At 68.3% G+C, this 19,456-nt stretch carries 21 protein-coding genes; 8 read left to right on the top strand and 13 right to left on the bottom strand.

Annotated features, from left to right (window positions below):
• Nucleotides 1–14: 14 nt before the first annotated feature.
• The 11 genes from K1J60_RS08085 to K1J60_RS08035 all read right to left on the bottom strand — a co-directional run bounded on the left by K1J60_RS08085 (nt 15) and on the right by K1J60_RS08035 (nt 8,087).
• Entirely contained in the window at nt 15–932 is a 918-nt protein-coding gene (locus tag K1J60_RS08085) for a DUF2797 domain-containing protein (protein ID WP_220645585.1), read from the bottom strand.
• Nucleotides 933–960: 28 nt separating this feature from the next.
• Nucleotides 961–1,656 carry a dTMP kinase gene (locus K1J60_RS08080; protein ID WP_220645584.1) on the bottom strand — a complete coding sequence of 232 codons (696 nt, stop codon included), beginning with the start codon at nt 1,654–1,656 and terminating at the stop codon, nt 961–963.
• 22 nt (nt 1,657–1,678) lie between these two features.
• Nucleotides 1,679–2,746, bottom strand: a complete 1,068-nt coding sequence (locus tag K1J60_RS08075; RefSeq protein WP_259407615.1) for a nucleoside phosphorylase-I family protein — start codon at nt 2,744–2,746, stop codon at nt 1,679–1,681.
• Nucleotides 2,743–3,561, bottom strand: a complete 819-nt coding sequence (locus tag K1J60_RS08070; RefSeq protein ID WP_220645583.1) for a hypothetical protein — start codon at nt 3,559–3,561, stop codon at nt 2,743–2,745. Before K1J60_RS08070 ends, K1J60_RS08075 begins: the two co-directional genes overlap by 4 nt.
• On the bottom strand, nt 3,561–4,205 hold the full coding sequence (folE, locus tag K1J60_RS08065) for a GTP cyclohydrolase I (RefSeq protein ID WP_220645582.1): 645 nt from the start codon (nt 4,203–4,205) through the stop codon (nt 3,561–3,563). The genes K1J60_RS08070 and folE overlap by 1 nt, the downstream gene beginning before the upstream one ends.
• 59 nt (nt 4,206–4,264) lie before the next feature.
• On the bottom strand, nt 4,265–5,011 hold the full coding sequence (locus K1J60_RS08060) for a 7-carboxy-7-deazaguanine synthase QueE (RefSeq protein ID WP_259407614.1): 747 nt from the start codon (nt 5,009–5,011) through the stop codon (nt 4,265–4,267).
• Nucleotides 5,008–5,418 (bottom strand): 6-pyruvoyl trahydropterin synthase family protein, encoded by a 411-nt coding sequence (locus K1J60_RS08055; RefSeq protein ID WP_220645581.1) that lies wholly within the window; start codon nt 5,416–5,418, stop codon nt 5,008–5,010. Before K1J60_RS08055 ends, K1J60_RS08060 begins: the two co-directional genes overlap by 4 nt.
• A gap of 309 nt (nt 5,419–5,727) precedes the next feature.
• Nucleotides 5,728–6,402 (bottom strand): hypothetical protein, encoded by a 675-nt coding sequence (locus K1J60_RS08050; RefSeq protein ID WP_259407613.1) that lies wholly within the window; start codon nt 6,400–6,402, stop codon nt 5,728–5,730.
• Nucleotides 6,403–6,430: 28 nt separating this feature from the next.
• Nucleotides 6,431–6,829 (bottom strand): DUF6415 family natural product biosynthesis protein, encoded by a 399-nt coding sequence (locus K1J60_RS08045; RefSeq protein ID WP_259407612.1) that lies wholly within the window; start codon nt 6,827–6,829, stop codon nt 6,431–6,433.
• On the bottom strand, nt 6,829–7,272 hold the full coding sequence (locus K1J60_RS08040; RefSeq protein ID WP_259407611.1) for an ATP-binding protein: 444 nt from the start codon (nt 7,270–7,272) through the stop codon (nt 6,829–6,831). The genes K1J60_RS08045 and K1J60_RS08040 overlap by 1 nt, the downstream gene beginning before the upstream one ends.
• Nucleotides 7,273–7,286: 14 nt before the next feature.
• Nucleotides 7,287–8,087 (bottom strand): TauD/TfdA family dioxygenase, encoded by an 801-nt coding sequence (locus K1J60_RS08035; protein WP_220645579.1) that lies wholly within the window; start codon nt 8,085–8,087, stop codon nt 7,287–7,289.
• 168 nt (nt 8,088–8,255) lie between these two features.
• Between K1J60_RS08035 and K1J60_RS08030 the strand changes: the two genes are divergently transcribed.
• The 3 genes from K1J60_RS08030 (at nt 8,256) to K1J60_RS08020 (ending at nt 11,350) form a co-directional block, all read left to right on the top strand.
• The gene (locus tag K1J60_RS08030; protein ID WP_220645578.1) at nt 8,256–8,675 is read left to right on the top strand and encodes an NUDIX hydrolase; all 420 of its coding nucleotides are present in this window, start codon (nt 8,256–8,258) and stop codon (nt 8,673–8,675) included.
• Between the two features lie 21 nt (nt 8,676–8,696).
• The gene (locus K1J60_RS08025) at nt 8,697–9,845 is read left to right on the top strand and encodes a helix-turn-helix domain-containing protein (RefSeq protein WP_220645577.1); all 1,149 of its coding nucleotides are present in this window, start codon (nt 8,697–8,699) and stop codon (nt 9,843–9,845) included.
• A 260-nt stretch (nt 9,846–10,105) separates the two neighbouring features.
• A complete protein-coding gene (locus tag K1J60_RS08020) occupies nt 10,106–11,350 on the top strand; it encodes a helix-turn-helix domain-containing protein (RefSeq protein ID WP_220645576.1) in 1,245 nt (414 codons plus the stop codon).
• Nucleotides 11,351–11,417: 67 nt separating this feature from the next.
• Here K1J60_RS08020 and cutA read toward each other — a convergent pair whose 3' ends face one another.
• On the bottom strand, nt 11,418–11,744 hold the full coding sequence (cutA, locus tag K1J60_RS08015) for a divalent-cation tolerance protein CutA (protein WP_220645575.1): 327 nt from the start codon (nt 11,742–11,744) through the stop codon (nt 11,418–11,420).
• 1,224 nt (nt 11,745–12,968) lie between these two features.
• On the opposite strand from cutA, the gene K1J60_RS08010 reads away from it, so the two are divergent.
• The 5 genes from K1J60_RS08010 to K1J60_RS07990 are packed head-to-tail and all read left to right on the top strand — an operon-like array spanning nt 12,969 to nt 17,486.
• A complete protein-coding gene (locus tag K1J60_RS08010; protein WP_259407610.1) occupies nt 12,969–14,174 on the top strand; it encodes a site-specific integrase in 1,206 nt (401 codons plus the stop codon).
• Nucleotides 14,084–14,614 (top strand): HNH endonuclease, encoded by a 531-nt coding sequence (locus K1J60_RS47100; RefSeq protein WP_398683150.1) that lies wholly within the window; start codon nt 14,084–14,086, stop codon nt 14,612–14,614. The genes K1J60_RS08010 and K1J60_RS47100 overlap by 91 nt, the downstream gene beginning before the upstream one ends.
• Before the next feature lie 49 nt (nt 14,615–14,663).
• On the top strand, nt 14,664–15,968 hold the full coding sequence (gene pcaDC, locus K1J60_RS08000; RefSeq protein WP_220645573.1) for a bifunctional 3-oxoadipate enol-lactonase/4-carboxymuconolactone decarboxylase PcaDC: 1,305 nt from the start codon (nt 14,664–14,666) through the stop codon (nt 15,966–15,968).
• Between the two features lie 43 nt (nt 15,969–16,011).
• Nucleotides 16,012–16,647 carry an MBL fold metallo-hydrolase gene (locus tag K1J60_RS07995; protein ID WP_220651338.1) on the top strand — a complete coding sequence of 212 codons (636 nt, stop codon included), beginning with the start codon at nt 16,012–16,014 and terminating at the stop codon, nt 16,645–16,647.
• Between the two features lie 59 nt (nt 16,648–16,706).
• Nucleotides 16,707–17,486 carry an exodeoxyribonuclease III gene (locus K1J60_RS07990; RefSeq protein WP_033529863.1) on the top strand — a complete coding sequence of 260 codons (780 nt, stop codon included), beginning with the start codon at nt 16,707–16,709 and terminating at the stop codon, nt 17,484–17,486.
• Between the two features lie 60 nt (nt 17,487–17,546).
• Here K1J60_RS07990 and K1J60_RS07985 read toward each other — a convergent pair whose 3' ends face one another.
• Nucleotides 17,547–19,406, bottom strand: a complete 1,860-nt coding sequence (locus K1J60_RS07985) for an SGNH/GDSL hydrolase family protein (protein WP_220645572.1) — start codon at nt 19,404–19,406, stop codon at nt 17,547–17,549.
• Between the last annotated feature and the right edge of the window lie 50 nt (nt 19,407–19,456).

Raw genomic sequence — 19,456 nt, 5'->3', positions numbered from 1 at the left:
GAGTCGGCCGGGGGTCAGAACAACGCTGATTGGACGGCCGTACCTGGGGAGCTGAACGAGCCGAGCATGATGCGGCGGCCCTTCAGGGTGCCGAGGTCGAGCAGGTAGCCCACGTCGTCGTTGTCCAGGGTCGCGAGGACCTGGGAACCGACGCACGAGACGGGCGTGAATCCGTGCTCACCCTCGCGCAGGTCGTGCGGGTACAGCACCCGCGCGGCACCGGGGGCACGCAGCCGGTCGCCTTGAGCGGGCGGCGCCCACGGCTCCAGTACCGAGGGGATGTTCATGTCGGCCAGGGCCTCGACGGCGCGAGCGATGTCCTTCTCATGCGCCGCGCGGGCCGTGGACAGGTCCGGCAGGGTGGCGAGCGATTGGAGCTTGGCTGCAGCCCGCACAGTCTGGGGCAGATCAAGACGCCTGGTCAAGGCGTCTTCGAGATGGCGCACAGCGCGCCCGTCGTCGGCCTTGGCCAGATAGGTGGCGAACAGGGCGCCCTGTTCGTCGAGGCGGGAACGCTTGCGCGGCTCCGCCGCGGTGCCGACCTTGGTGGTTCCGTCCGCGAACGTGGCCGCGTACAGCCAGTGGGACTGGGCCATGTACTGCACGAGGGCCGCGGGAGCGTGGCCGCCCTGGTGCACTTGGTGGGCGAAGCGGAAGTCGTCCCGGCTGGCGCAGTGGGCGCACTGGCCGCTCTGTTCGGCGGGCGCGCGGTTGGGGCAGGCGACGGCTTCGACGCGGACGGTGTCGGCGAACTCGTACCGGCCGGTGCACCACCGGCCCGTACCGGCCTGGTATCCGAGCCGCCGGTTCATGATCTCGGCGTAGGCCAGCGGCCCGCCGGACAGCGGCGCTAGCAGCAGCCGGGGGTCTCCGGTCGCCCAGGTGACGCCGTGGCACACGTACTCGCCGTCGCGGGGTGGGGTCACCGGCATGGTGCGTTCCTCGACGTAGTTGGGGCGGTCAGATGCTGAGCTGGAGACGGCCGGCCAGCGCTTCGACGGCGGCCTTGTAGACCGCGTCGCGGTCCATGTCGGTCACGTCCATGGACAGCCATCCGCCGCGCTGCTCCTGCTCGCGCAGTTGCGCCAGGACGCTGTCCTGGTACCGAATGAAGTCCTCGTCACCGCTGCCGGAGTGGCCGGTCTCCAAGGAGGTGAACGAGCCTTTTCGGCGCAGGGCTTCACGGGCTCCGATACGCAGGAAGATCACCAGGTCGGGTTCGGTGAGGTGAGCGAAGACCTGTTCAGCGAGACGGGTGGGCACATCCGGATTGGCCGCGTAACGGGCGAGGATCTTGTGGTGCGCGTTGTCGAGGATCACGTGCGTGCCGGCGGTGAGCGCGGGCTGGATCACGAGCTTGTCCTGGAGCGTGTACCAGGTGGCCAGCGCCAGCAGCCAGTAGTGGTCGCCGCATGCCTGGGCGACGCGGGCATCTCGCCGGTAGACGAGCGCGTTGAGGCGGTCGACGTAGGCGGACAGTTCCTCGTCCATGGGGACGGTAGTGCAGTGCTTGCCGATCAGAATGGCCGGGTGGCCAGCGTCCTTGAGGGCCTGGTGCAGGTGGCTGGCAAGGGTGGACTTGCCGGCCCCGTCGATGCCCGTGACTGTGATCTCCAGCCCCCGCGCGGGGGTGTCTGTGTGGGCTGCGACCGTCATGGTCGTGTTCCTCCGGGGATGTTCAGGTCGGGCGGATCGCCAGGCGGTTCGCGATGATGTCGCGGATGTGGTCGACCAGGAGGGCCCGTCGTCGGATGACGTCACTGTGCCGCTCATTGGACAGGTCAGCGGGGTAGTGGCGGGCGAGGTTGTTGGAAATGACGTGGAGGTAGCCGAATCTGATGCCCGCTTGGCGCGCAGCCGCCCCCATGGGACCGATCTCCGGATCGACGAAGGCGTGCTCGGCGTGTTCGGACAACCAGTCCCGGTCTTCCAGGAGGATCGACGGCGAGGTGACGTGGACGCCGGTGTGCACACCGGTTTGGGCGGCGGCGAAGTCCCCGAAGAAGTCATCCCACTCCACGGGATCCCCGCCGACGAGGCTCTCGTTGCCAGTGGCGAGCCAGGCGTTGGGCTCGATCTCGGGGGACAACGCCCCGACCTTGCCGACGTAGACGACATCTCGGGCGCCGAGTTCGGCCAGGCGCGTGACGACGCGGCCGGCGACGTCACCCCAGATACTGTGCCGGAAGCCGAGGTACACCACCCGGCGGCCGTGTACGACGGCACGCTGCCATGCGTAGCCTGGGCCGCGCCTCCACACGCCGCCAGCTGGCGCGAGGTACTGCAGGCCCCAGCCGACGATCACGAGGTCGCTGGCGAGGTCGAGATCGATCGGTTCCACGGCCGCGCGGCATAGCGCGGTCTCCGGCAGCTGGTAGGTGACGGTGTCGGCCGGACGGCCGGTCATGGCCAGATAGGTGGCGATGATCAGGGCGTAGTGATGCACGTAGTCGTTGCCGGGGAACGCCTTGATCATCAGGTCATGGCCGTGGACCTCGGCGGTGGGGCGCTCGAAGTTGAACGGTTTGCCGGTCTTCTCGTGCTGGGAGATCGCGGCCTGGCGGTCGTAGCCGCCGACGACGCGGATGCTGTGCCAGCTCCGTTCCTGGATGAGGTGGTGGACCTTGATCTGCAGGTAGCGCAGCAGACTGTCCGGGCCCATGGTGTGCCCGTCCACCGCGATCGGAGCCGCACGCAGTGCCGTGTCGGTGCCCTGGGCGAGGACGAGGTCGGGTCGCAGGCTCACGCGCGGGCCTCCGGGATCCGCACGCTGCTGCCTGCCGCCTCGCGTACGACCGTGATGTTGCGCTGGATCAGGCCGAACCGGTCCTCGGGGATGGGGCCCAAGTTCTCGATGCGGGGCGTGCTGGGCTTCTCGTACGGGCCGCCGGGCAGCATTGCTATGCCCATGGCGCCGAGGATGACCGGGGCGGCGCCGTCGACGGAGGCGATCCACTCGTGCTCGCGCTGCTCCAGCAGCTCCAGGTGCCCGGTCCGGCCCAGTCCGAGAAGTCGATAGACGATCCGCTCCTCGACCATGCCGTTCTCCTCCAAGTAACGGGTGGCCGTCCAGCGGGTACGGCACAGCTGCTCCTCGGGCGCGGGGCGTCGAGAAGCGGGCAGGGCTATCGCGCCGACGTAATCGATGGAGGCGAAGTGGTCGTAGCAGCGCAGCCACTCCTCGTCGTCCGCGGCGTGCACCACGGCGCACAGGCGGAAGTCGTCGCTCAGGTCGCGGATCTCACGGGCGGCCTTGTCGCTGGCCTTGATGGTGGCGCGTCCGTCCTGCATGACGTCCGGAAGGATGATCTCCCGGGCCCCGACTGCGCGGGCCGCCTCGATCAGATCGAGGGCTGGCAGGGCATGGCCGAGCTCGAAGACGCCGTTGTCGACGATGACCTCCGCGCCGCGCTGCGCCTCGTGTTGGAAGAACGTCCTGTAGGCCGGGTCGGTCAGAACGCGTTGCGCGGCCACGTGGTGGATGCGGGCAGGTTCCTGGGCGACGAAGGCGTCCAGGTAGGCAGGCGGGGCGATCACGGAGACGTCGATGCTCTTGGCCATCACGCGGTCTTCCACTGGTTGGTGACGAGGGTGAGGAACTGCTGGGAGAGGATCGGATCGCTCTCGAATCGGCCGCCGGCCTGGAGCGTGGAGGTTCGGGCGGGCTCCATGCGTACGCCGCGCATGCTCATGCACAGGTGAGTGCCGCGCACGGCGACGGCCACGTCCTGACTGTCGATCACCCGGGAGATCTCCTCGGCGACCTCCCGGGTGAACCGCTCCTGCACTTGGAGACGACCGGCGTATCGCTGCGCGATCCGCCCGAACTTCGACAGGCCCACGACCTTGCCGAGCGGGACGTACCCGACGGCGACCTCCAGGTTCATCGGCAGCATGTGGTGCTCGCAGAGCGCCCAGACGCTCATGCCGCCGACCACAATCAGCTGCCCGCTGAGGGGCTTCTCGGTGAAGCACGTCGGCGCGACGACCGAGGCCGGAGACAGAAAGTCGCGGTACCAAGCCGCGACGCGGGCCGGAGTGCCTGCCAGTCCCTCCCGGTCGGGGTCCTCGCCGAGCGCGGACAGGAGCTGACGGACCAGATCTGCGACGCGTTCGGTGTCGACCGGCGTCGGTTGGGCCGGGCTGGGCTGCTCGGGCAGGGCAGGGCTCTCGCCGGCGGCCGGGCTGCAGAGGGCGTGGGTCATGGACTTCGCCTCGCTTCCAGGGACTGGGGAACATGGGGGGCGAGCAAGGAAGTCATCGGTCAGCGTCCGCGGGCTTCGGCGAACGCGAGGACGTGCAGACGCTGGGTGAAGTGCCAGCGGTGGATCGCGACGGCGTCCGCGAGTGTTCGGGTGGTCTCGATCAGGCCCTCCGGCGTAGTGCCCTCGGGCACCACCCACACCGGGTCCAGGCCGTACCGGTCCACCAAGGCGCGGATCTCGTCCAGCTCGGCCACCGTGCAGGTGACGAACTTGAACGCCGCCCGGCCGCTCGCCGCGAATGTTTCCAGCGCCGCGGGGACGATGCGTTTGGCCTCAGCTACACCGGAGTTGGAGAGTTTGGGCGAGACGTTGAAGCGGATGTCGTCGACCAGTAGCTCCCGATTGGGAGCGATGGTGCCGTTCGTCTCGAACTCCACCCGCTTACCGGCAGCCAGCAGTCCCCGAACGAGCGGGATCAGCTTCTTCTGCTGGAGCAGGGGCTCGCCGCCGGTGATGACAACCAGCTCCACGGCCGACCCGAGCGCCCACGCGAGCAGGCTCGCGACAGTTCGTCGCTTCGACTCCTTACGGGGGTCGAACTGAGTCCAGTCCCATGTGTACTTGGTGTCACACCAGTCGCACGTCAGATTGCAGCGCGAGAGGCGGACGAACAGTGCCGGCACTCCGCAGCTGGGGCCCTCGCCCTGGAAGGTCGGCTGTTCGACGCCGAAGCATTCGGCGACGATCAGCTCGAACTCCTCGTCGATCCCCGCGAGTGCCATCACGGGGGCCTCTGCGGCCGTCATCGCTGTTCCACGTCGAAGCGTGCCCAACTGCGTTCGGTCTCGCGCACTCGGACGGCGATCAGCCGCCCGAGTACGGCCGGCTCGACGTTCTGGATGAACCACCCGGCCAGGAACTGGGCCAGGCGCTCCGAGGTCGGCTCGAAGGGGAGGAGCTCGTCGAGGTTGCGGTGGTCGAGTTCGGCGTCAAGGAATTTCTTGAACGGGGCGAGGTCACCGAAGTCGGTGACGAAGCCTGGCTCCTCCAAGTGGAGTGCGGTGAGGATGACCTCGACCTGGTAGCTGTGGCCGTGCTGTCGCGAGCACTTGTGCTCGGACGGGAGGCTGGGCAGCCGGTGGCCGGCCTCGAAGTCGAAGGTCTTGCCGATGGTGAACGTGCCGGACGGGAGCGGTACGGAGATGAAAACCATGGGACCTTTCCCTTGGGACTCGGCGTCGCGGGCTGCGAACGGCGGCCCTGGTCGCGGGCGGACCAGGGCACGTACGCAGGGGCGGCGTGCCAGGAATGACGGTTCGGGCGTAGGCGGCTCAGCAAGTGATCAGCACTTCGGCACCAACTCGGGCCGGACGGCGATCACATCGCGCAGGAAGCCGCCCCTTGGAGTAGGAGGTGCGCTCCTTCGCCGGGCCACGTGCCGCCAGGGATGACAGGGGCCAGTGGTCGATGCGACCGATCTCCCGGGGCCGGGACGAGAACGGTCGGACAGCCGAGCGGCTGCCTAGGCGGCGGGAACGAGGTCATCCAAGTCGACGACGGTGACGCCTCGGAGCTCGCGCACGAGTTGCGAGGCCAGGAACCATGGGGTCAGCTGTCGCTGCTTGTACGGCAGAGGGGTGGTTGCCGACTCGCCGTCGAACTCGACGGGCTCAGGTTCGCCGTCGGGTCCGGTGCGGTAGAGCGTCCCGATTACTCCGTACAGTCGTGGGACCCTGACCCGGAGCGTGACGGCCCCGGCCCGCACGAGGTGTCCGCACTGCTCGACTGCGGCCTTCGCGTGTTCCAGACACAGGGGCGGCTGAGCCGTGAGGTGGCCCTCCCAGCCGTCCGCCGGCACGTCGGTCTGTTGCGCGGCCAGGAACAGGTATCCCAGCGCGGTGCGGCTGGACTGCTGTACGCACACCTGGCATCGCAATTCCTCCATGCACTCCCGCTGCCGCGAAGGGTGCACTTCCCGCCACCGTGGTCTTCCGGTGATCTCGTTGCCATAGCGGGACTGGGAACAGCGTGCCCAGAGCACGCCTCGCTCGTCTCGGTCGCGCGGCCCTTCGTCCAGGTAGAACAGGCCCTTGCTGCCGGGCCGCAGGCTCAGGTTCGAGAGTGAGTCGGCTTGTTCGCCGTGGCGGGCGGTGATGTACGGCACGAGGCGACTGGCTGTGACGGGCGTGTTGGTCATGCGGTTGCTTCCCTCGGCGTAGCGCGCGTCATGAGGCGGTATCTCCCATCAGGTCGAGAATCGCGAGGATGGCCAGGGCGAGCCGTCGGAGGTGGCCCGGTGCGTTATCGGAGTGGGGGTGCTCGGCGCTCAGGTAGATCAGGCGCCGCATCTCGTCGATCGGGTACGGCCGCACGAGGTACGGAACGACCTCCACGAACTTGGTGGTCGCCTTGCGGAACCGTTCCGCGATGGTCGTGACCTCATGCGGGGCGAGGTGCGGGTACTCGCCGAGTACGGCCTCCAGGCCGTCGTACAGCTGCTCATCGATCGCCTCGCTGGCGAGGGAGCGGCGCAGGGAATAGAGGAGCGTGCCCAACGTCTCGTGATCGTCGGAAGTCCGCCGACTCAGCAACTGTGTGGCGACGTCGGCCGTCACTGTGACCATCACGACCTCCCTTCGGGAATCGCGAGGGAGCACCACGTCATACTGCCGTCGGTACTGACCCCCCACTCCTTCGCGAGCGCGGCGATGAGCAGCAATCCGCGGCCGTTCTCGGCGGATTCGCCCGCCTCACGCAGCCGGGCCGGAGTCGGATTTCCGTCAGTGACCTCGATGCGCAGTTCGTCGTCGGAGCTCGTCACCCTGAGTCCGACCGGATTCCCTTGGCCATGTCGCAGGGCATTGGTCACCAATTCCGAGACGGCAAGGGTGGCCGTGTCGCACAGTGCCGTGAGGTCCCAGAGGCGCAGGTGGGCCGACGTGATCCGCCGCATCTGTCCGACACGGAAGTCAGCCGGGAGGAAGTCCACCTCGAAGCCACGCATGCCCGATTGATCCGAGCGTGAACCGGCCGTGGCGGCCGTCAACGCTCCGGCGGGGACCGTCATGGTTCGTTCCGTCGTCATCCCACCTCCGAGAGCATGGGCGGAGGAACCGCCTCCGGGGCAGGGGTGAACCCTCGCAGCATGGGAAAGCGGGGATGGCCAAGGGCACGCCAGCAGAGCCGATCTCCAGTGAAGGCGCGGCGCCCGTGCAGCCAGCGTTCGTTGTCCAGCAAATAGCCCTGACCGGGCGCCAAGGCCAGGGGCATCTGATGGTGTATGGCTGCGGCCCGCAGCTGTGGGATGTAGGGCAGAACGGTCGGACTCCAGCGTGCGAGCCCGTCAAGCCGTAGGCGTACGGACACCCGCTGGTCGCGGTGGAAGGTGAAGACCTGCGTGGTGTGACCGTCTCCGGCTCCGAAGAACGCTGTGCGAGGCTGTGCCAGCGCCGGCCCGGCCTCGCGCCCACCGATGAAAAGGCTGGTGTGGACAGCCTGTCCGTCGGTGAGCAGGGACTCCCCACCCGTCACTGCGGCCTGCCCGCACACGAGAAGCATCAGGCGGGGAGGATTGGGTGTGCCGGAACGCTCGGTGTGGGTATCGAGATCCCCGTTGCCGAATCCGGCGAAGCCCACCCGGTGCGTGTGGCGGCCTGTGTCGCGGATGGTGGTCAGGCCGTCCGAGTCGCTGTCGCGGTGCGGTACGAGGTTCATGATCCGGTTGGCGAAGGCGAGCACAGCGTTGCGTGAGGTGAGGCCATCGAGAGTGACCAGGCCCACGTCCCGCAGCTGTGCCGCGATCGTCGCCTCTGCCCCCGGCGCCGTGAGGTTGATGTGGTGGTGCGCGAAAGCGTCGGCGTATGGCTGGTGGGCTCGGCGCATCACGGATCTCCTTCGCTGCGATGTGGTGCTCCCACTGTTGGGAGCCGCTGGGCCTGGGGTAAAGCGACAGATTGTCGACTCGGGCAATTCGCCCACGAAGGAGTTCGGTTGGGGCTTGCGTGGTACGTTCCGAGCACCCCTGGCCATCCGCGAATTCCGAGGAGAGCGATGGCGTACACGCCCCCTACCTGGCCCGTCTCCGTCAAGGGTGTGGCAGTGGACAGCCGTCGGCGTGTCCTGCTGCTGAAGAACGAACGCGAGGAATGGGAGCTGCCCGGGGGCCGACTCGAAGCAGGCGACCCCACACCGGAGTTGACGGTGGAGAGGGAGATCGGGGAGGAGACCGGCTGGACAGTGAAGACGGGCCCTCTCCTGGACGTGTGGATCTACCAGCCCTTGCCGGAGACTCTGCCGGAACGGCGCGTAGTGATCGTCACCTACGGCTGCACCGTGCTCACCCCGGATATCGAGCCCGTAGTGAGTAACGAGCACAAGGAGATCGGCCTGTTCGCTGCGGACGAGGTGCCCGGCCTGACCATGCCGGATGGGTACAAGCAGTCCATCGCCGCCTGGTACGAGCGGATGTAGCCGGCCGTGGCCAGCGGGGAGGTGACACGCCGGGCTCAGCACGTCCTGTGGCACTGGGCCACGCCACAGGCCGAGGCGATCCTCGCCACGCGCGATCTCGGCGCCATCCTGCGGTTTCACCGCACCGTGCACGGCATGAACCAGACCGAACTCGGCCAGCTTCTGGGCTACGACAAGACGTACATCTCTCATCTCGAACTCGGCAAACGGAGCCTTGATGACCTCGGCTCCCGTCGGCATGTCGCTGACTCCCTGCGGCTTCCCCCGCACGTCCTCGGCATCACCGACCCTGCCGACACTGACCACCGCGCCATGCTGCAGTTCGGTGAGTCCACCGTCCGCCTCGCTGAAATCGCTCGGCAGTCCGGGCACGCGTCCGAAGCCGTCGCCGAGTTGTGGCCGCTGATCGCCCGGCTGGAAGCACGGGTGGAGGACGGACACACGGAACGGGACGTCCTCCACCTCCTGGCCCGAGCCCGGGTCGGCCTCGGCGTCGCACTCGGCAACGTCCTGCCGGAGGAGCGGCTGAGCACCGCTGCCCGCTGGACCGCGAAGAGCATCGACATCGCTCGATACTTCGGCGACCCGAGCTTCACCTCCTACGTGCTGCGCATGCACGGCAACGAACTGCGCAAGGCTCGTCTCCACGGAGCCGCCGTCGACCGACTGCTGCACGCGGTTGCCCTCGCGCCGAACCAGAAGGCAAGAGCCGCCGCACTTCCCCTCCTCGCCCGCGCCGCCGGCACACTCCGCAACCAGCCCTTGTTCGACGAGGTAATGCGGGAGACCGACCAACTCCTCGACCAGACCGAACACACGTCGCTGTTCAACCCCTATGCCCTGCATGAGATTCGGTTGCGCGGGCTGATCTCCACCGGCCGGATCGATCTCGCCATACAACTGGTCGACCAGGACAGCCCAGTTCCGACGACCACCGTCGCACCGCAGTGGCGCGTGATCGAGCTCATCACGGTGGCCCAGGTACGGCTGGCCGCTGACGACTGCGGCGGCGGCGCCCAGTCCCTGCACACCGCGGTTGATGAGGCAGTCCGCCAGCGGCTTCCCCACCAACTGCAACGCATTGTGCGCGCGGCGGGGAACCGGCTGCCGGACATCAAAGAGGCCGCAAGCCACGCCCTGGACCGGATGCGGCACGAGATGGCTGCCTAAAGCGGTCCTCTTCCAGACCATCACCGGCAAGCCCAGGACGACCGCCTCATCTGAACGTGAGGCGGCCGGGGCACGGTGGTCGCGATGCGGTCGGCAGCCCTCATGGGCGGGCGCCTTGCGGAACGTGGTCATGGACCCATCGCACCGCGTGTCCAGGTGGCCTGCCAGGGGAATCCAGAGGGGGAAAATCCTGTCAAGGGGGAAACTGCAGGGGGATTGGAACCATGATTGGGTTCAGTCCACCAACAGGGGTCACACTCATGCCAGCAGATCCGTTCGCCGAACTGCTTCTCCGGCTCCGGCAGGAGTCAGGACGCACGCAGGAGCAGCAGGCATCCGCGATCAACGCTGTCTCCGGCCGAGACACCATGACCCGCCGCGAGATCAACCGCTACGAACACGGTGAGAACATCCCCACCAACCACACGATTGCGCATATTGCGGTGGCCTGCGGCGTTCCCCCTGAACAACTGCGGCGGGAGGCGGCGGCCGCCCGCGGCCGGCGAAGGAAGGGGTACCGCCGTGAAGGGGAGGACCTGGACGACGTGAAACGCCGCACGCTGATCGGGGGTGCTGTCCTCGGCGCAGCCGCCGCTGCAGAGCCATGGGGCCGCCTTGCGCATGCCCTCGGCAGGGGAACCAAGATCGATTCGACCGCAGTTGCCACTCTCATTGATCGAGCCTGTGCTCTTCATGTGACCGAGCATCACCTCACGGCCCACCGGCTACAGAGCATGGTTGAGACGCACCTTGACGCAATCACTGCCGTGCTACCGCGCGCCGGCGAGCACGAGCGGGCTCTGGCTATTGCTGCCGGAGAAACAGCTGCCTTGGCCGGATGGGTCGCTTGGGACTTGGGCGACTACCAGAGGGCGCGCGCCTACTACGAGGTCACGCGGGACTGTGCAGAGGCCGCCGGGCACCCGCCGCTTCGGGCACTGGCCCTGACCTATGCAAGCTACGGAGCGGCTACACCTGAGAAGGCGGTAGAACTCTTGGCCCATGCTGCCCAGGACGTGCGGGGGCAGGGTAATGCCACCGCTGCTGCCTGGGTGCACGGCCGCTATGCGGAGGAAGCCGCGAATGCCGGAGACGACACGGGCGCTCTGCGAGCTCTGGACCGTGCCCGCACTGTGTACGACTTCGCCGACCACACCGAGGAACAGGCATGGGTGCGTTTCATGACCCCATACCGACTCGACTCCCTCTCGTTGTCGGTATATGGGCAGCTAGGACGGCACGAGTTGACCGAGACCGCAGACAACGCGGTAAGTCGTCTCGGCGGGGCCCTACCAGACTCAGGCGTTGTAGTCCTGGGTGACCTGGCCTCCGCACTATTGCGCGGAGGAGATATCGATCAAGGTGTGTACGTATCACGCCAGTTCGCAGCGGCGGCAGAGGCCCGGCCGAACACCATGGGTAGGGCTCGCGCCAAAAGTGTGGCTGCCCGGCTCCCCGACAGTGAGCAGGAACTCGCGCGTCACCTGGAACAGTTCGCTGCGTGAGCCCTCACGCTCTTGCTGTAGGTGAGGGTCTGTCCGCAAGCGCGACCGGACGCTCACTTCTGTGGATCTACTGCGCGGACGATTCTTCGACCACCCACGACAGGTATGCCTCGGACCCGCCGGTAACCGGGACGGTGATCCACTCCGGAACCTCGTAGCTGTGTTCCTTTGCCACCCACGCTGCAAGCTCCGGAAGCCGGTCCGTGGTCGTCTTGTATGAGATCCGCCATTCCTGGACCGTCTCGATGGCCCCCTTCCACCGGTAGACCGCGGTGAGCGGCTGGTCGATGTGGGCGCCGGCGGCCAGCCGGTTCTCAACCGCACCCCGCGCCAACGCCTTCGCCTGGTCCTCGTCGTCGATGGTCGTCTGCGCGATCACGATCTCGCTCGCCATGCAACTGCCTCTCCTGGTCGATGTACTACGACCCTACCCAGCCGACTACAGGTCCTCGAAGCCCGCCGGCCGTCGCCGGACAGTGATACGAGTCCGCAACTTCGCGGGAACGTGCGCAGTTGGGGGGTTGTCCACGCCCCGCTGCCTCGCCGCGACGGGCCAGAAGAGGGCCGCTGCCGAAACGCTGGTTCGCGCGGGCGGCGACGTCTCTGACGTTTCCAGTTGGCCTCCCGCGACCCGGCATTCGCCCACGGCAGACGAGAAAGAGCCCCAAAGGACTGGAACCTCCGCCGGGACCATGTCAACGTACAACGTCCCGGAAAACACCAGGTCAGTGACGGGATTAGGGCTTCCGGGCCGACCTGCAGACAGGTCGGTCATGACGGCAGCCGGTACCTCATGCTGCTCGGCCTCCTCGGAGAGGCCCCGACTCAAGGAGCACGACCTGTCGAATGCCGCTCTCCGATCCGCCAGTTTCACCGTTCGTGTCCCCTTGGCGCTCGGCGCCCTGAACGCGTGGACCGCGCAGGATCATGACCTGGCCGGGGTGCCGCGCCGTCCGTTGGCTTTCGTCCTGACCTCCAGGCAGGCTGGCGAGCCTCTGCCTTCCCGGGGGTGATGGCGCGTCTGAGGCTGCCTGGCGGAGAGGGGCGGCCTGGACGAGACCGGCCGCCAAGGCGAATTTTTCCTGTGTCATCAGGCCGACTCGGTATTTCGCCCAGGCAGACGTGAAAGACCCTCGAAAGACTGGAACCCTCTCCGGGGATATGTCAACTTACAGCACCCCGGAAGTGCGAGGTCGGTAAGCGACCCCCGGTTGATCCGATACCCCTTCTGTCGACGCACGCCCTCCGATCTGTCTGGCCGATCGTCTCTGTCTCCTTGCTATTTGTGCGCTATACCGCCTCACATCGAATGCAAATTCGGGGGCGCATCGATCGGCGTCGAGACTGGCAGTCGGGGACAAGCCCCTTGGCGGAGCGCGAGCGCAACATAGACCACGATCGCCGGTTAGCCAAACCGGCGATCCTCGCGACCATTGAGCGGTCCGCATTCGGCTGTGCTTGGCGGTGGAGCCGTAGCGGACGCAGTAGACGGCGCGCCCCAAACCCACCGAGGAGGCAGAGAGGGGCGCCGTCTGCTGCAGCCCTGATGGCCCACGGTCCCTTCGCTGAAGCGCAGCGGCGCCTCCGCTCCTGTGCTGTTTCCACACCCTCAAGGAGAGTGAGTTTCCTGGCCGAGCCAATAAAGAAGCTTCCGCCGAACGCAAAGGGGCAGATTCGGTACCGGTTCGTGGTCGATGTAGGGATCGACCCCGAGACCGGGAAGCGCAAGCAGCTAACTCGTACGTTCGGCACGCTGAAAGAAGCGAAGGCCGAGTATGCGCGCATCACCAACCGTCGCCAGGAAGGGACGTTCGTACCGCCGAATAAGGTCACCGTGAATGAGTGGCTCGATCGATGGCTAGCCATGAAGGCTGACGACCTGGAAGAGACCACCATCTACAATTACCAGATCACCTTGGACCGGGTGCGGGGGAGGTTGGGCAATATCCGTCTTCAGGAACTCACTGAAGAGGACATAGAAGAGTGGATGCATTGGGCTCTGAAGCACGGGCGCGTACGCGGTGAAAAGGCCGGCACTCCGCTCGGAGTGACCAGCGTGGACATGAGCCTTGCTCGGCTGAAGGACGCTCTAAACCGAGCCGTGACGCGTCGGCTGGTGACCATGAACGTGGCCCAGCACGTGACCATTCCGCGAAGGGCGCGCAAGGAAGAACGGAAGAAGAAGGAGGAGGTGAAGCCCTGGAACGTGCAGGAGGTTCAGGCATTCGTTCATGGCGTCAAGAGAGAACGGCTCTACGCCCCGCTTTTGCTGTCCCTCATGGGACTACGTCCGGCTGAAGTCTGCGGACTCCGGTGGGAAGACGTCGACCTGGACAACGCCACGATCATCATCGCCAACACGCGCACGATGATGGGCAACCGATACGTGGTGGAGAAGGACACCAAGTCCCTGGCCGGTGAGCGGGAACTTCCGGTGCCCGCTCCGGTGCTGGCTGCCCTCAAGTTGTTCAAGGCCCTCCAGGCCAAGGAGAAGCTGGCTCTGGGTGAGGCTTACGGAGACTCCGGCTATGTCTTGGTGCACGAGACCGGAGAAGCCTTCACGATCAAGCAGCTCCGCCGACGCGCGTACCGGCTCATGGAGATTCTTGGTCTCCGCCGAGTCCGTCTCTACGACGCTCGTTCGTCGTGCCTCACATACCTGGCCAACAACGGCGTGCCGGATCACATCCTTGCGCGATGGGCCGGACACACAAACGTGAAGACCACCAAGAAGTGGTACGTGAAGCCGGACGTAGAAGATCTTCGCGAAGCCGCCACCACTTGGGATGGCCTGCACGGGGTTGCGACGGAGGGGCAAGCGTGAGCCCGGCGGTCTACCAGCCGAGCGACTTGCCAAGCCGCATAGCCAGCAAGATCGAGGTGGATTCGGAGTCCGGCTGCTGGTTGTGGACCGGTAGCTGTAATCGAGAGAGCCCGTCCGGCTACGGCACCGTCGCCTACCAGGGGAAGACGCAACTCGTTCACCGTGTGGTGTTCAAGTTGCTGGTTGGGGAGATCCCGGAAGGCTTTCAGGTGAGTCACGCCGAGCCACGGGGGCCCAACCACACTCGATGCTGCAACCCGCATCACCTGGAAGCCGTGACGAGAGAGGAAGCTCTTCGGCGCCGGGACTGGGAGAGGGCACGCGCCCGCAGGACCCATTGTCGACACGGTCACGAGTACACGCCGGAAAATACGTACCTGGACCCCCGAGGGTTCCGGCAGTGCAGGGCCTGCCGTAGCGAGAGGGACAAGAGCCGTTAGGTTGGGACCGGCCATGTGAGATCCCGTGAGAGATGAGAGGGTTTGACGGGTGAGCGAGACACCACCGAACACCCTGCAATACCGCTTTGACGGGCCAGAAGAGGCTCCGGTCCTGATCTTGGGTCCCTCCCTGGGTACCACATGGCACATGTGGGACCGTCAGATCCCGGAACTGACCAAGCAGTGGCGGATCTTCCGCTTCGATCTGCCGGGCCACGGCGGCGCGCCGGCGTACCCCGGCGGCTCGGTCACCGAACTGGCCGCCCGCCTGCTGGCCACGCTCGACGCCGTCGGCGTGCAGCGCTTCGGCTACGCCGGCTGCGCGTTCGGCGGCGCCATCGGGGCCGAACTCGCGCTGCGCCACCCCGAACGCCTCGCCTCGCTCGCGCTGATCGCCGCCTCGCCCCGGTTCGGCACGGCCGACGAGTTCCGCCAGCGCGGGGTCATCGTGCGGACCAACGGCCTCGACCCCATCGCCCGGACGTCCCCGGACCGCTGGTTCACCGCGGGGTTCGCGGCGGCGCAGCCCGCGATCACCGAGTGGGCCGTGCAGATGGTCCGCACCACCGACCCCGGCTGCTACATCGCCGCCTGCGAGGCGCTCGCCTCGTTCGACGTGCGCGCCGAACTCGGCCGGATCGGCGTCCCCACCCTCGTCCTCGTCGGCTCCGACGACCAGGTCACCGGCCCCGCCGAGGCCCGTACGCTCGTCGCGGGCATCCCGGACGCCCGGCTCGCGGTCGTCCCCGGCGCCTCCCACCTCGTCCCGGTCGAGCAGCCCGCCGCCGTCACCGACCTGCTCGTCCGCCACTTCTCCACCGCCTGGCAGCCCGCCTACGACTCGGCCACCGGCCAGGTCGCCATCCCGGCGGCCCCGGTCAAGCCGGCCCTGGCCGCCGTCGCCGTCCCGCCGCAGACCGGACCGGTCGCCGAGATCGGGCCGGCCGTACTCCAGCCGGAGGCGACGGGCAGACCCGACCCGTACGACGCCGGGCTGAAGGTCCGCCGTGAGGTGCTCGGCGACGCGCACGTGGACCGGGCGCTGGCGTCGGCGGACGAGTTCTCCGGCGACTTCCAGGAGTTCATCACCCGCTACGCCTGGGGCGAGATCTGGGACCGGCCCGGCCTCGACCGCCGTTCCCGCAGCTGTGTCACCCTGACCGCGCTCGTTGCCGGTGGGCACCTGGACGAGCTCGCCTTCCACACTCGCGCCGCCCTGCGCAACGGGCTCACCCCGAACGAGATCAAGGAAGTCCTCCTCCAGGCGGCCGTCTACTGCGGGGTACCGTCCGCGAACAGCGCGTTCCGCGTGGCCCAGCAGGTCATCCGCGAGGAGACCACCCCCGAGGAGTGAGCCACCGCCGGCCGCCCGCCCGGGGCAGGATGGATCCATGACCATGAAGCTCACCAAGAAGTCGCACGCCTGCGTCCGGCTGGAGAAGGACGGACGCACGCTCGTCATCGACCCGGGCGGGTTCAGCGAGGAGGACGCCGCGATCGGCGCGGACGCCGTGCTGGTCACCCACGAGCACCCCGACCACTTCGACGAGGGACGGCTGCGGGCGGCCCTGGACGACAATCCGGGCGCCGAGATCTGGACCCTGCGCTCGGTCGCCGAGAAGATCTCCGCCGCCTTCCCGGGCCGGGTGCACACGGTCGGCCACGGCGACACCTTCACCGCAGCCGGCTTCGACGTGCAGGTCCACGGCGAACTGCACGCCGTGATCCACCCGGACATCCCGCGCATCACCAACGTCGGCTACCTCGTCGACGGCGGCCGCGTCTTCCACCCGGGCGACGCCCTCACCGTCCCCGACCACCCCGTCGAGACGCTGATGCTCCCCGTCATGGCCCCCTGGAGCAAGATCTCCGAGGTCATCGACTACGTCCGCGAGGTCGGGCCGCAGCGGGCGTACGACATCCACGACGCCCTCCTCACCGATCTCGCCCGCCCCATCTACGACCGCCAGATCGGCGCCCTGGGCGGCGCGGAACACCTGCGCCTGGCCCCCGGCACCTCGGCGGACGTCTGAGAGCGGCCGCTCTCCGGGCGGGACCGGCGTTGTCAGACCCGCCCGGTAGGTTGTGGGGCATGCGCATCGCGACCTGGAACGTGAACTCGATCACCGCCCGCCTCCCGAGGCTCCTCGCCTGGCTGGAGAGCAGCGGCACGGACGTGCTCTGCCTCCAGGAGGCCAAGATCGCCGAGGCCGGCTTCCCGTTCGACGCGCTGCGCGAGGCGGGCTACGAGGCCGCCGTGCATGCGACGGGGCGGTGGAACGGCGTGGCGGTGATCTCCCGCGTCGGCATCGAGGACGTCGTCAAGGGCCTGCCCGGCGATCCCGGCTACGACGGTTCCGTGGAGCCCCGCGCGATCTCCGCGACCTGCGGCCCGGTCCGCGTCTGGTCGGTGTACGTGCCGAACGGCCGCGAGGTCGACCACCCGCACTACGCCTACAAGCTCCAGTGGTTCGAGGCCCTCAAGGCGGCCGTCGCCGGTGACGCGGCCGGCAGCCGCCCCTTCGCCGTCATGGGCGACTACAACGTGGCACCGACGGACGACGACGTGTACGACGTCGCCGCTTTCGAGGGCCTCACCCATGTCACCCCCGCCGAGCGCGCCGCCCTGGCCTCCCTGCGCGAGGCGGGCCTCTCCGACGTCGTCCCGCGGCCCCTCAAGTACGAGCACCCGTTCACGTACTGGGACTACCGCCAGCTCTGCTTCCCGAAGAACCGGGGCATGCGCATCGACCTCGTCTACGGCAACGAGGCGTTCGCCAAGGCGGTCACCGACTCGTACGTGGACCGGGAGGAGCGCAAGGGCAAGGGCGCGTCGGACCACGCGCCCGTCGTGGTGGACCTGGAGGTCTAGGGGCGGTGGTTCGACAGCCCCGCACTGGACTGTCGAACCACCCCTGGGCTCCGTGGGCCGTCACAGCAGGCCGAGGTCCACCGCATCGGCGAGTGCGGCCAGCCCCGCCTCGTTCGGGTGCAGATGGTCCCCGGTGTCGTACGCGGGGAGCAGCCGGGCCGGACGAGCCGGGTCGCGCAGCACCTCGTCGAAGTCGAGGACCCCGTCGAACGCCTCGCCCGCCTCGCCGCCCCGGATCCACTCGTTCACCGCGACCCGCTGGGCGTCGACGGCCGCCGTGCAGCGTGCCTCGCCCTCGCAGGGCGCCACGGTCGCCACGAGCACGCGCAGCCCCCGTGCGTGTGCCCGCGCCGCGATCTCCCGCAGCCCGGCGACGACCTCGCCCGCCGTGGCACCCCAGCGGACGTCGTTGACGCCCTGGAAGACCACCACGGTACGGGCGGAGGTCTGGGCGAGGACGTCGCGGTCGAGGCGGTGCAGGGCGCTCACGCCGCCGGTGTCGGTCGAGACACCGTCACCGGGGTAGCGGTCGGTGACCACCCGGTTGGCCGAGATCCCCTGGTTGAGGACGCCGTAACGCGGGACCTCGTCCTGGCTCAGCAGCCGACGGGCCAGCGCGTCGGGCCACCGCCGGTTCGCGCCGACCGTCGTCGCCTCTCCGTCGGTGATCGAGTCCCCGAGGAGCACGACGGAGCCCGGCCCGCCGCCCACGTCCACGCCGGTCAGCAGCGGCCAGGACGAGATCGTGGAGGTGTACGCCGTGGCCGAGCCGTCCCTCGCGTGGTCCCCCGGTTCGCTGACGTACGACGTCTGCCGGGCCAGCCGGTGCACGGGGGCGGCCGTCACCGTGCCGGGCAGGTGGAAGCTCACCAGCAGATCCGTGTCGGGCGGCACCTCGAAGCCCAGCGGATCACTGAACGCCTGCGCGCCGGCCGGGATGTCGGTCCCGGCCGCACCCCGGAAGGACAGGGGTACCGGAGCGCTCCGGGCGGCCGCGCCCGTCGCCCGCAGCGCCACTGTCGCACTCCCCACCCGTACCGGCGCCGACGCGAAGGTGTTGTCGAGCCGGATCCGCACCCGGGGCCCGCCCGCCGAGGTGTGCACGACGAGCCGCAGGGTCCGGTCCGTCCAGGGTCCGACGGCCGGGTAGCCGGAGGTGGAAGCGGCCCAACTGCCTGTCCACGCCGCAGAGTCCGGGCGCACCGACAGGGCGAACACATGGAGGTCGGGGTTGCGCGGCAGGGTCACCGAGGCGACCTCGCGGCCCCGGGCGAGGGGCACGGTGACGACGTAGAGCCGCGCCTTCTCGGTGAGTTGGCCGTCGGGGGTGTTCACGTGGGGGAGGGCCACGGCCTTGGTGGCGAGCGGGCCGGTGCGCCAGTCCGGGGCGGTCAGATCGTAGGGGGAGCGGGCCCCTCCCCGGTAGCGGATCACCCCGGTGCCCGCGGCGTCGGCGCCGCCCGTGGCGGCGACGAGGAAGGCGAGGGCGTCGCCCCGGCCCCGTACGCGCACGGACTGACCGGCGGCGCGCACGTTGTCGGGCTCGCCCGCCGCGCGGCGCGGCCAGGTCAGGCGCGCGCCCTGAACGGTCAGCGTGCGCCCGGGAGTCCATCCGGCGGCGGTCAGGTCGGCGGCGGAGAGGGAACCGCCGGAACCGTCGAAGTCGGCCTCGGTGGGCCGCACGTCGTCGCTGACGGCTCTGTTGTCGAAGAGGTGTTCCAGCGGCGCCGGTTCGGCCGTGGGGCCGGCGGCGGCTCGGGCGGTGGCGACGGGTGCGACCGCCGCCAGAAATGCCAGGACGACGGCCGTTCTCCAGACGCGTCGGCGCACGCGCGATCCCTTCTGCTCGCTGAACACCACGAGGGCGACGATGCCGACGGGTGCGACACCGCTACAACGACGAGACGACAGATGTGTCATGACGCCAGAGGTGTCATGACGACGGATGCGCCATGAAGCTAAAGACGTGT

Source organism: Streptomyces akebiae, assembly GCF_019599145.1.
GTDB classification, from domain to species: domain Bacteria; phylum Actinomycetota; class Actinomycetes; order Streptomycetales; family Streptomycetaceae; genus Streptomyces; species Streptomyces akebiae.
The sequence above is the reverse complement of the archived record's forward strand: the minus strand, read 5'-3'. Positions and strand labels throughout refer to the sequence as shown.

Excerpts from the sequence above, each read along its gene's own strand:
- K1J60_RS08085 (WP_220645585.1), bottom strand. The coding sequence starts at position 932 with ATGCCGGTGACCCCACCCCGCGACGGCGAGTACGTGTGCCACGGCGTC.
- K1J60_RS08080 (WP_220645584.1), bottom strand. The coding sequence starts at position 1,656 with ATGACGGTCGCAGCCCACACAGACACCCCCGCGCGGGGGCTGGAGATC.
- K1J60_RS08070 (WP_220645583.1), bottom strand. The coding sequence starts at position 3,561 with ATGGCCAAGAGCATCGACGTCTCCGTGATCGCCCCGCCTGCCTACCTG.
- folE (WP_220645582.1), bottom strand. The coding sequence starts at position 4,205 with ATGACCCACGCCCTCTGCAGCCCGGCCGCCGGCGAGAGCCCTGCCCTG.
- K1J60_RS08060 (WP_259407614.1), bottom strand. The coding sequence starts at position 5,011 with ATGACGGCCGCAGAGGCCCCCGTGATGGCACTCGCGGGGATCGACGAG.
- K1J60_RS08055 (WP_220645581.1), bottom strand. The coding sequence starts at position 5,418 with ATGGTTTTCATCTCCGTACCGCTCCCGTCCGGCACGTTCACCATCGGC.
- K1J60_RS08050 (WP_259407613.1), bottom strand. The coding sequence starts at position 6,402 with ATGACCAACACGCCCGTCACAGCCAGTCGCCTCGTGCCGTACATCACC.
- K1J60_RS08045 (WP_259407612.1), bottom strand. The coding sequence starts at position 6,829 with ATGGTCACAGTGACGGCCGACGTCGCCACACAGTTGCTGAGTCGGCGG.
- K1J60_RS08040 (WP_259407611.1), bottom strand. The coding sequence starts at position 7,272 with ATGACGGTCCCCGCCGGAGCGTTGACGGCCGCCACGGCCGGTTCACGC.
- K1J60_RS08035 (WP_220645579.1), bottom strand. The coding sequence starts at position 8,087 with ATGCGCCGAGCCCACCAGCCATACGCCGACGCTTTCGCGCACCACCAC.
- K1J60_RS08030 (WP_220645578.1), top strand. The coding sequence starts at position 8,256 with ATGGCGTACACGCCCCCTACCTGGCCCGTCTCCGTCAAGGGTGTGGCA.
- K1J60_RS08020 (WP_220645576.1), top strand. The coding sequence starts at position 10,106 with ATGCCAGCAGATCCGTTCGCCGAACTGCTTCTCCGGCTCCGGCAGGAG.
- cutA (WP_220645575.1), bottom strand. The coding sequence starts at position 11,744 with ATGGCGAGCGAGATCGTGATCGCGCAGACGACCATCGACGACGAGGAC.
- K1J60_RS07995 (WP_220651338.1), top strand. The coding sequence starts at position 16,012 with ATGAAGCTCACCAAGAAGTCGCACGCCTGCGTCCGGCTGGAGAAGGAC.
- K1J60_RS07990 (WP_033529863.1), top strand. The coding sequence starts at position 16,707 with ATGCGCATCGCGACCTGGAACGTGAACTCGATCACCGCCCGCCTCCCG.
- K1J60_RS07985 (WP_220645572.1), bottom strand. The coding sequence starts at position 19,406 with ATGACACATCTGTCGTCTCGTCGTTGTAGCGGTGTCGCACCCGTCGGC.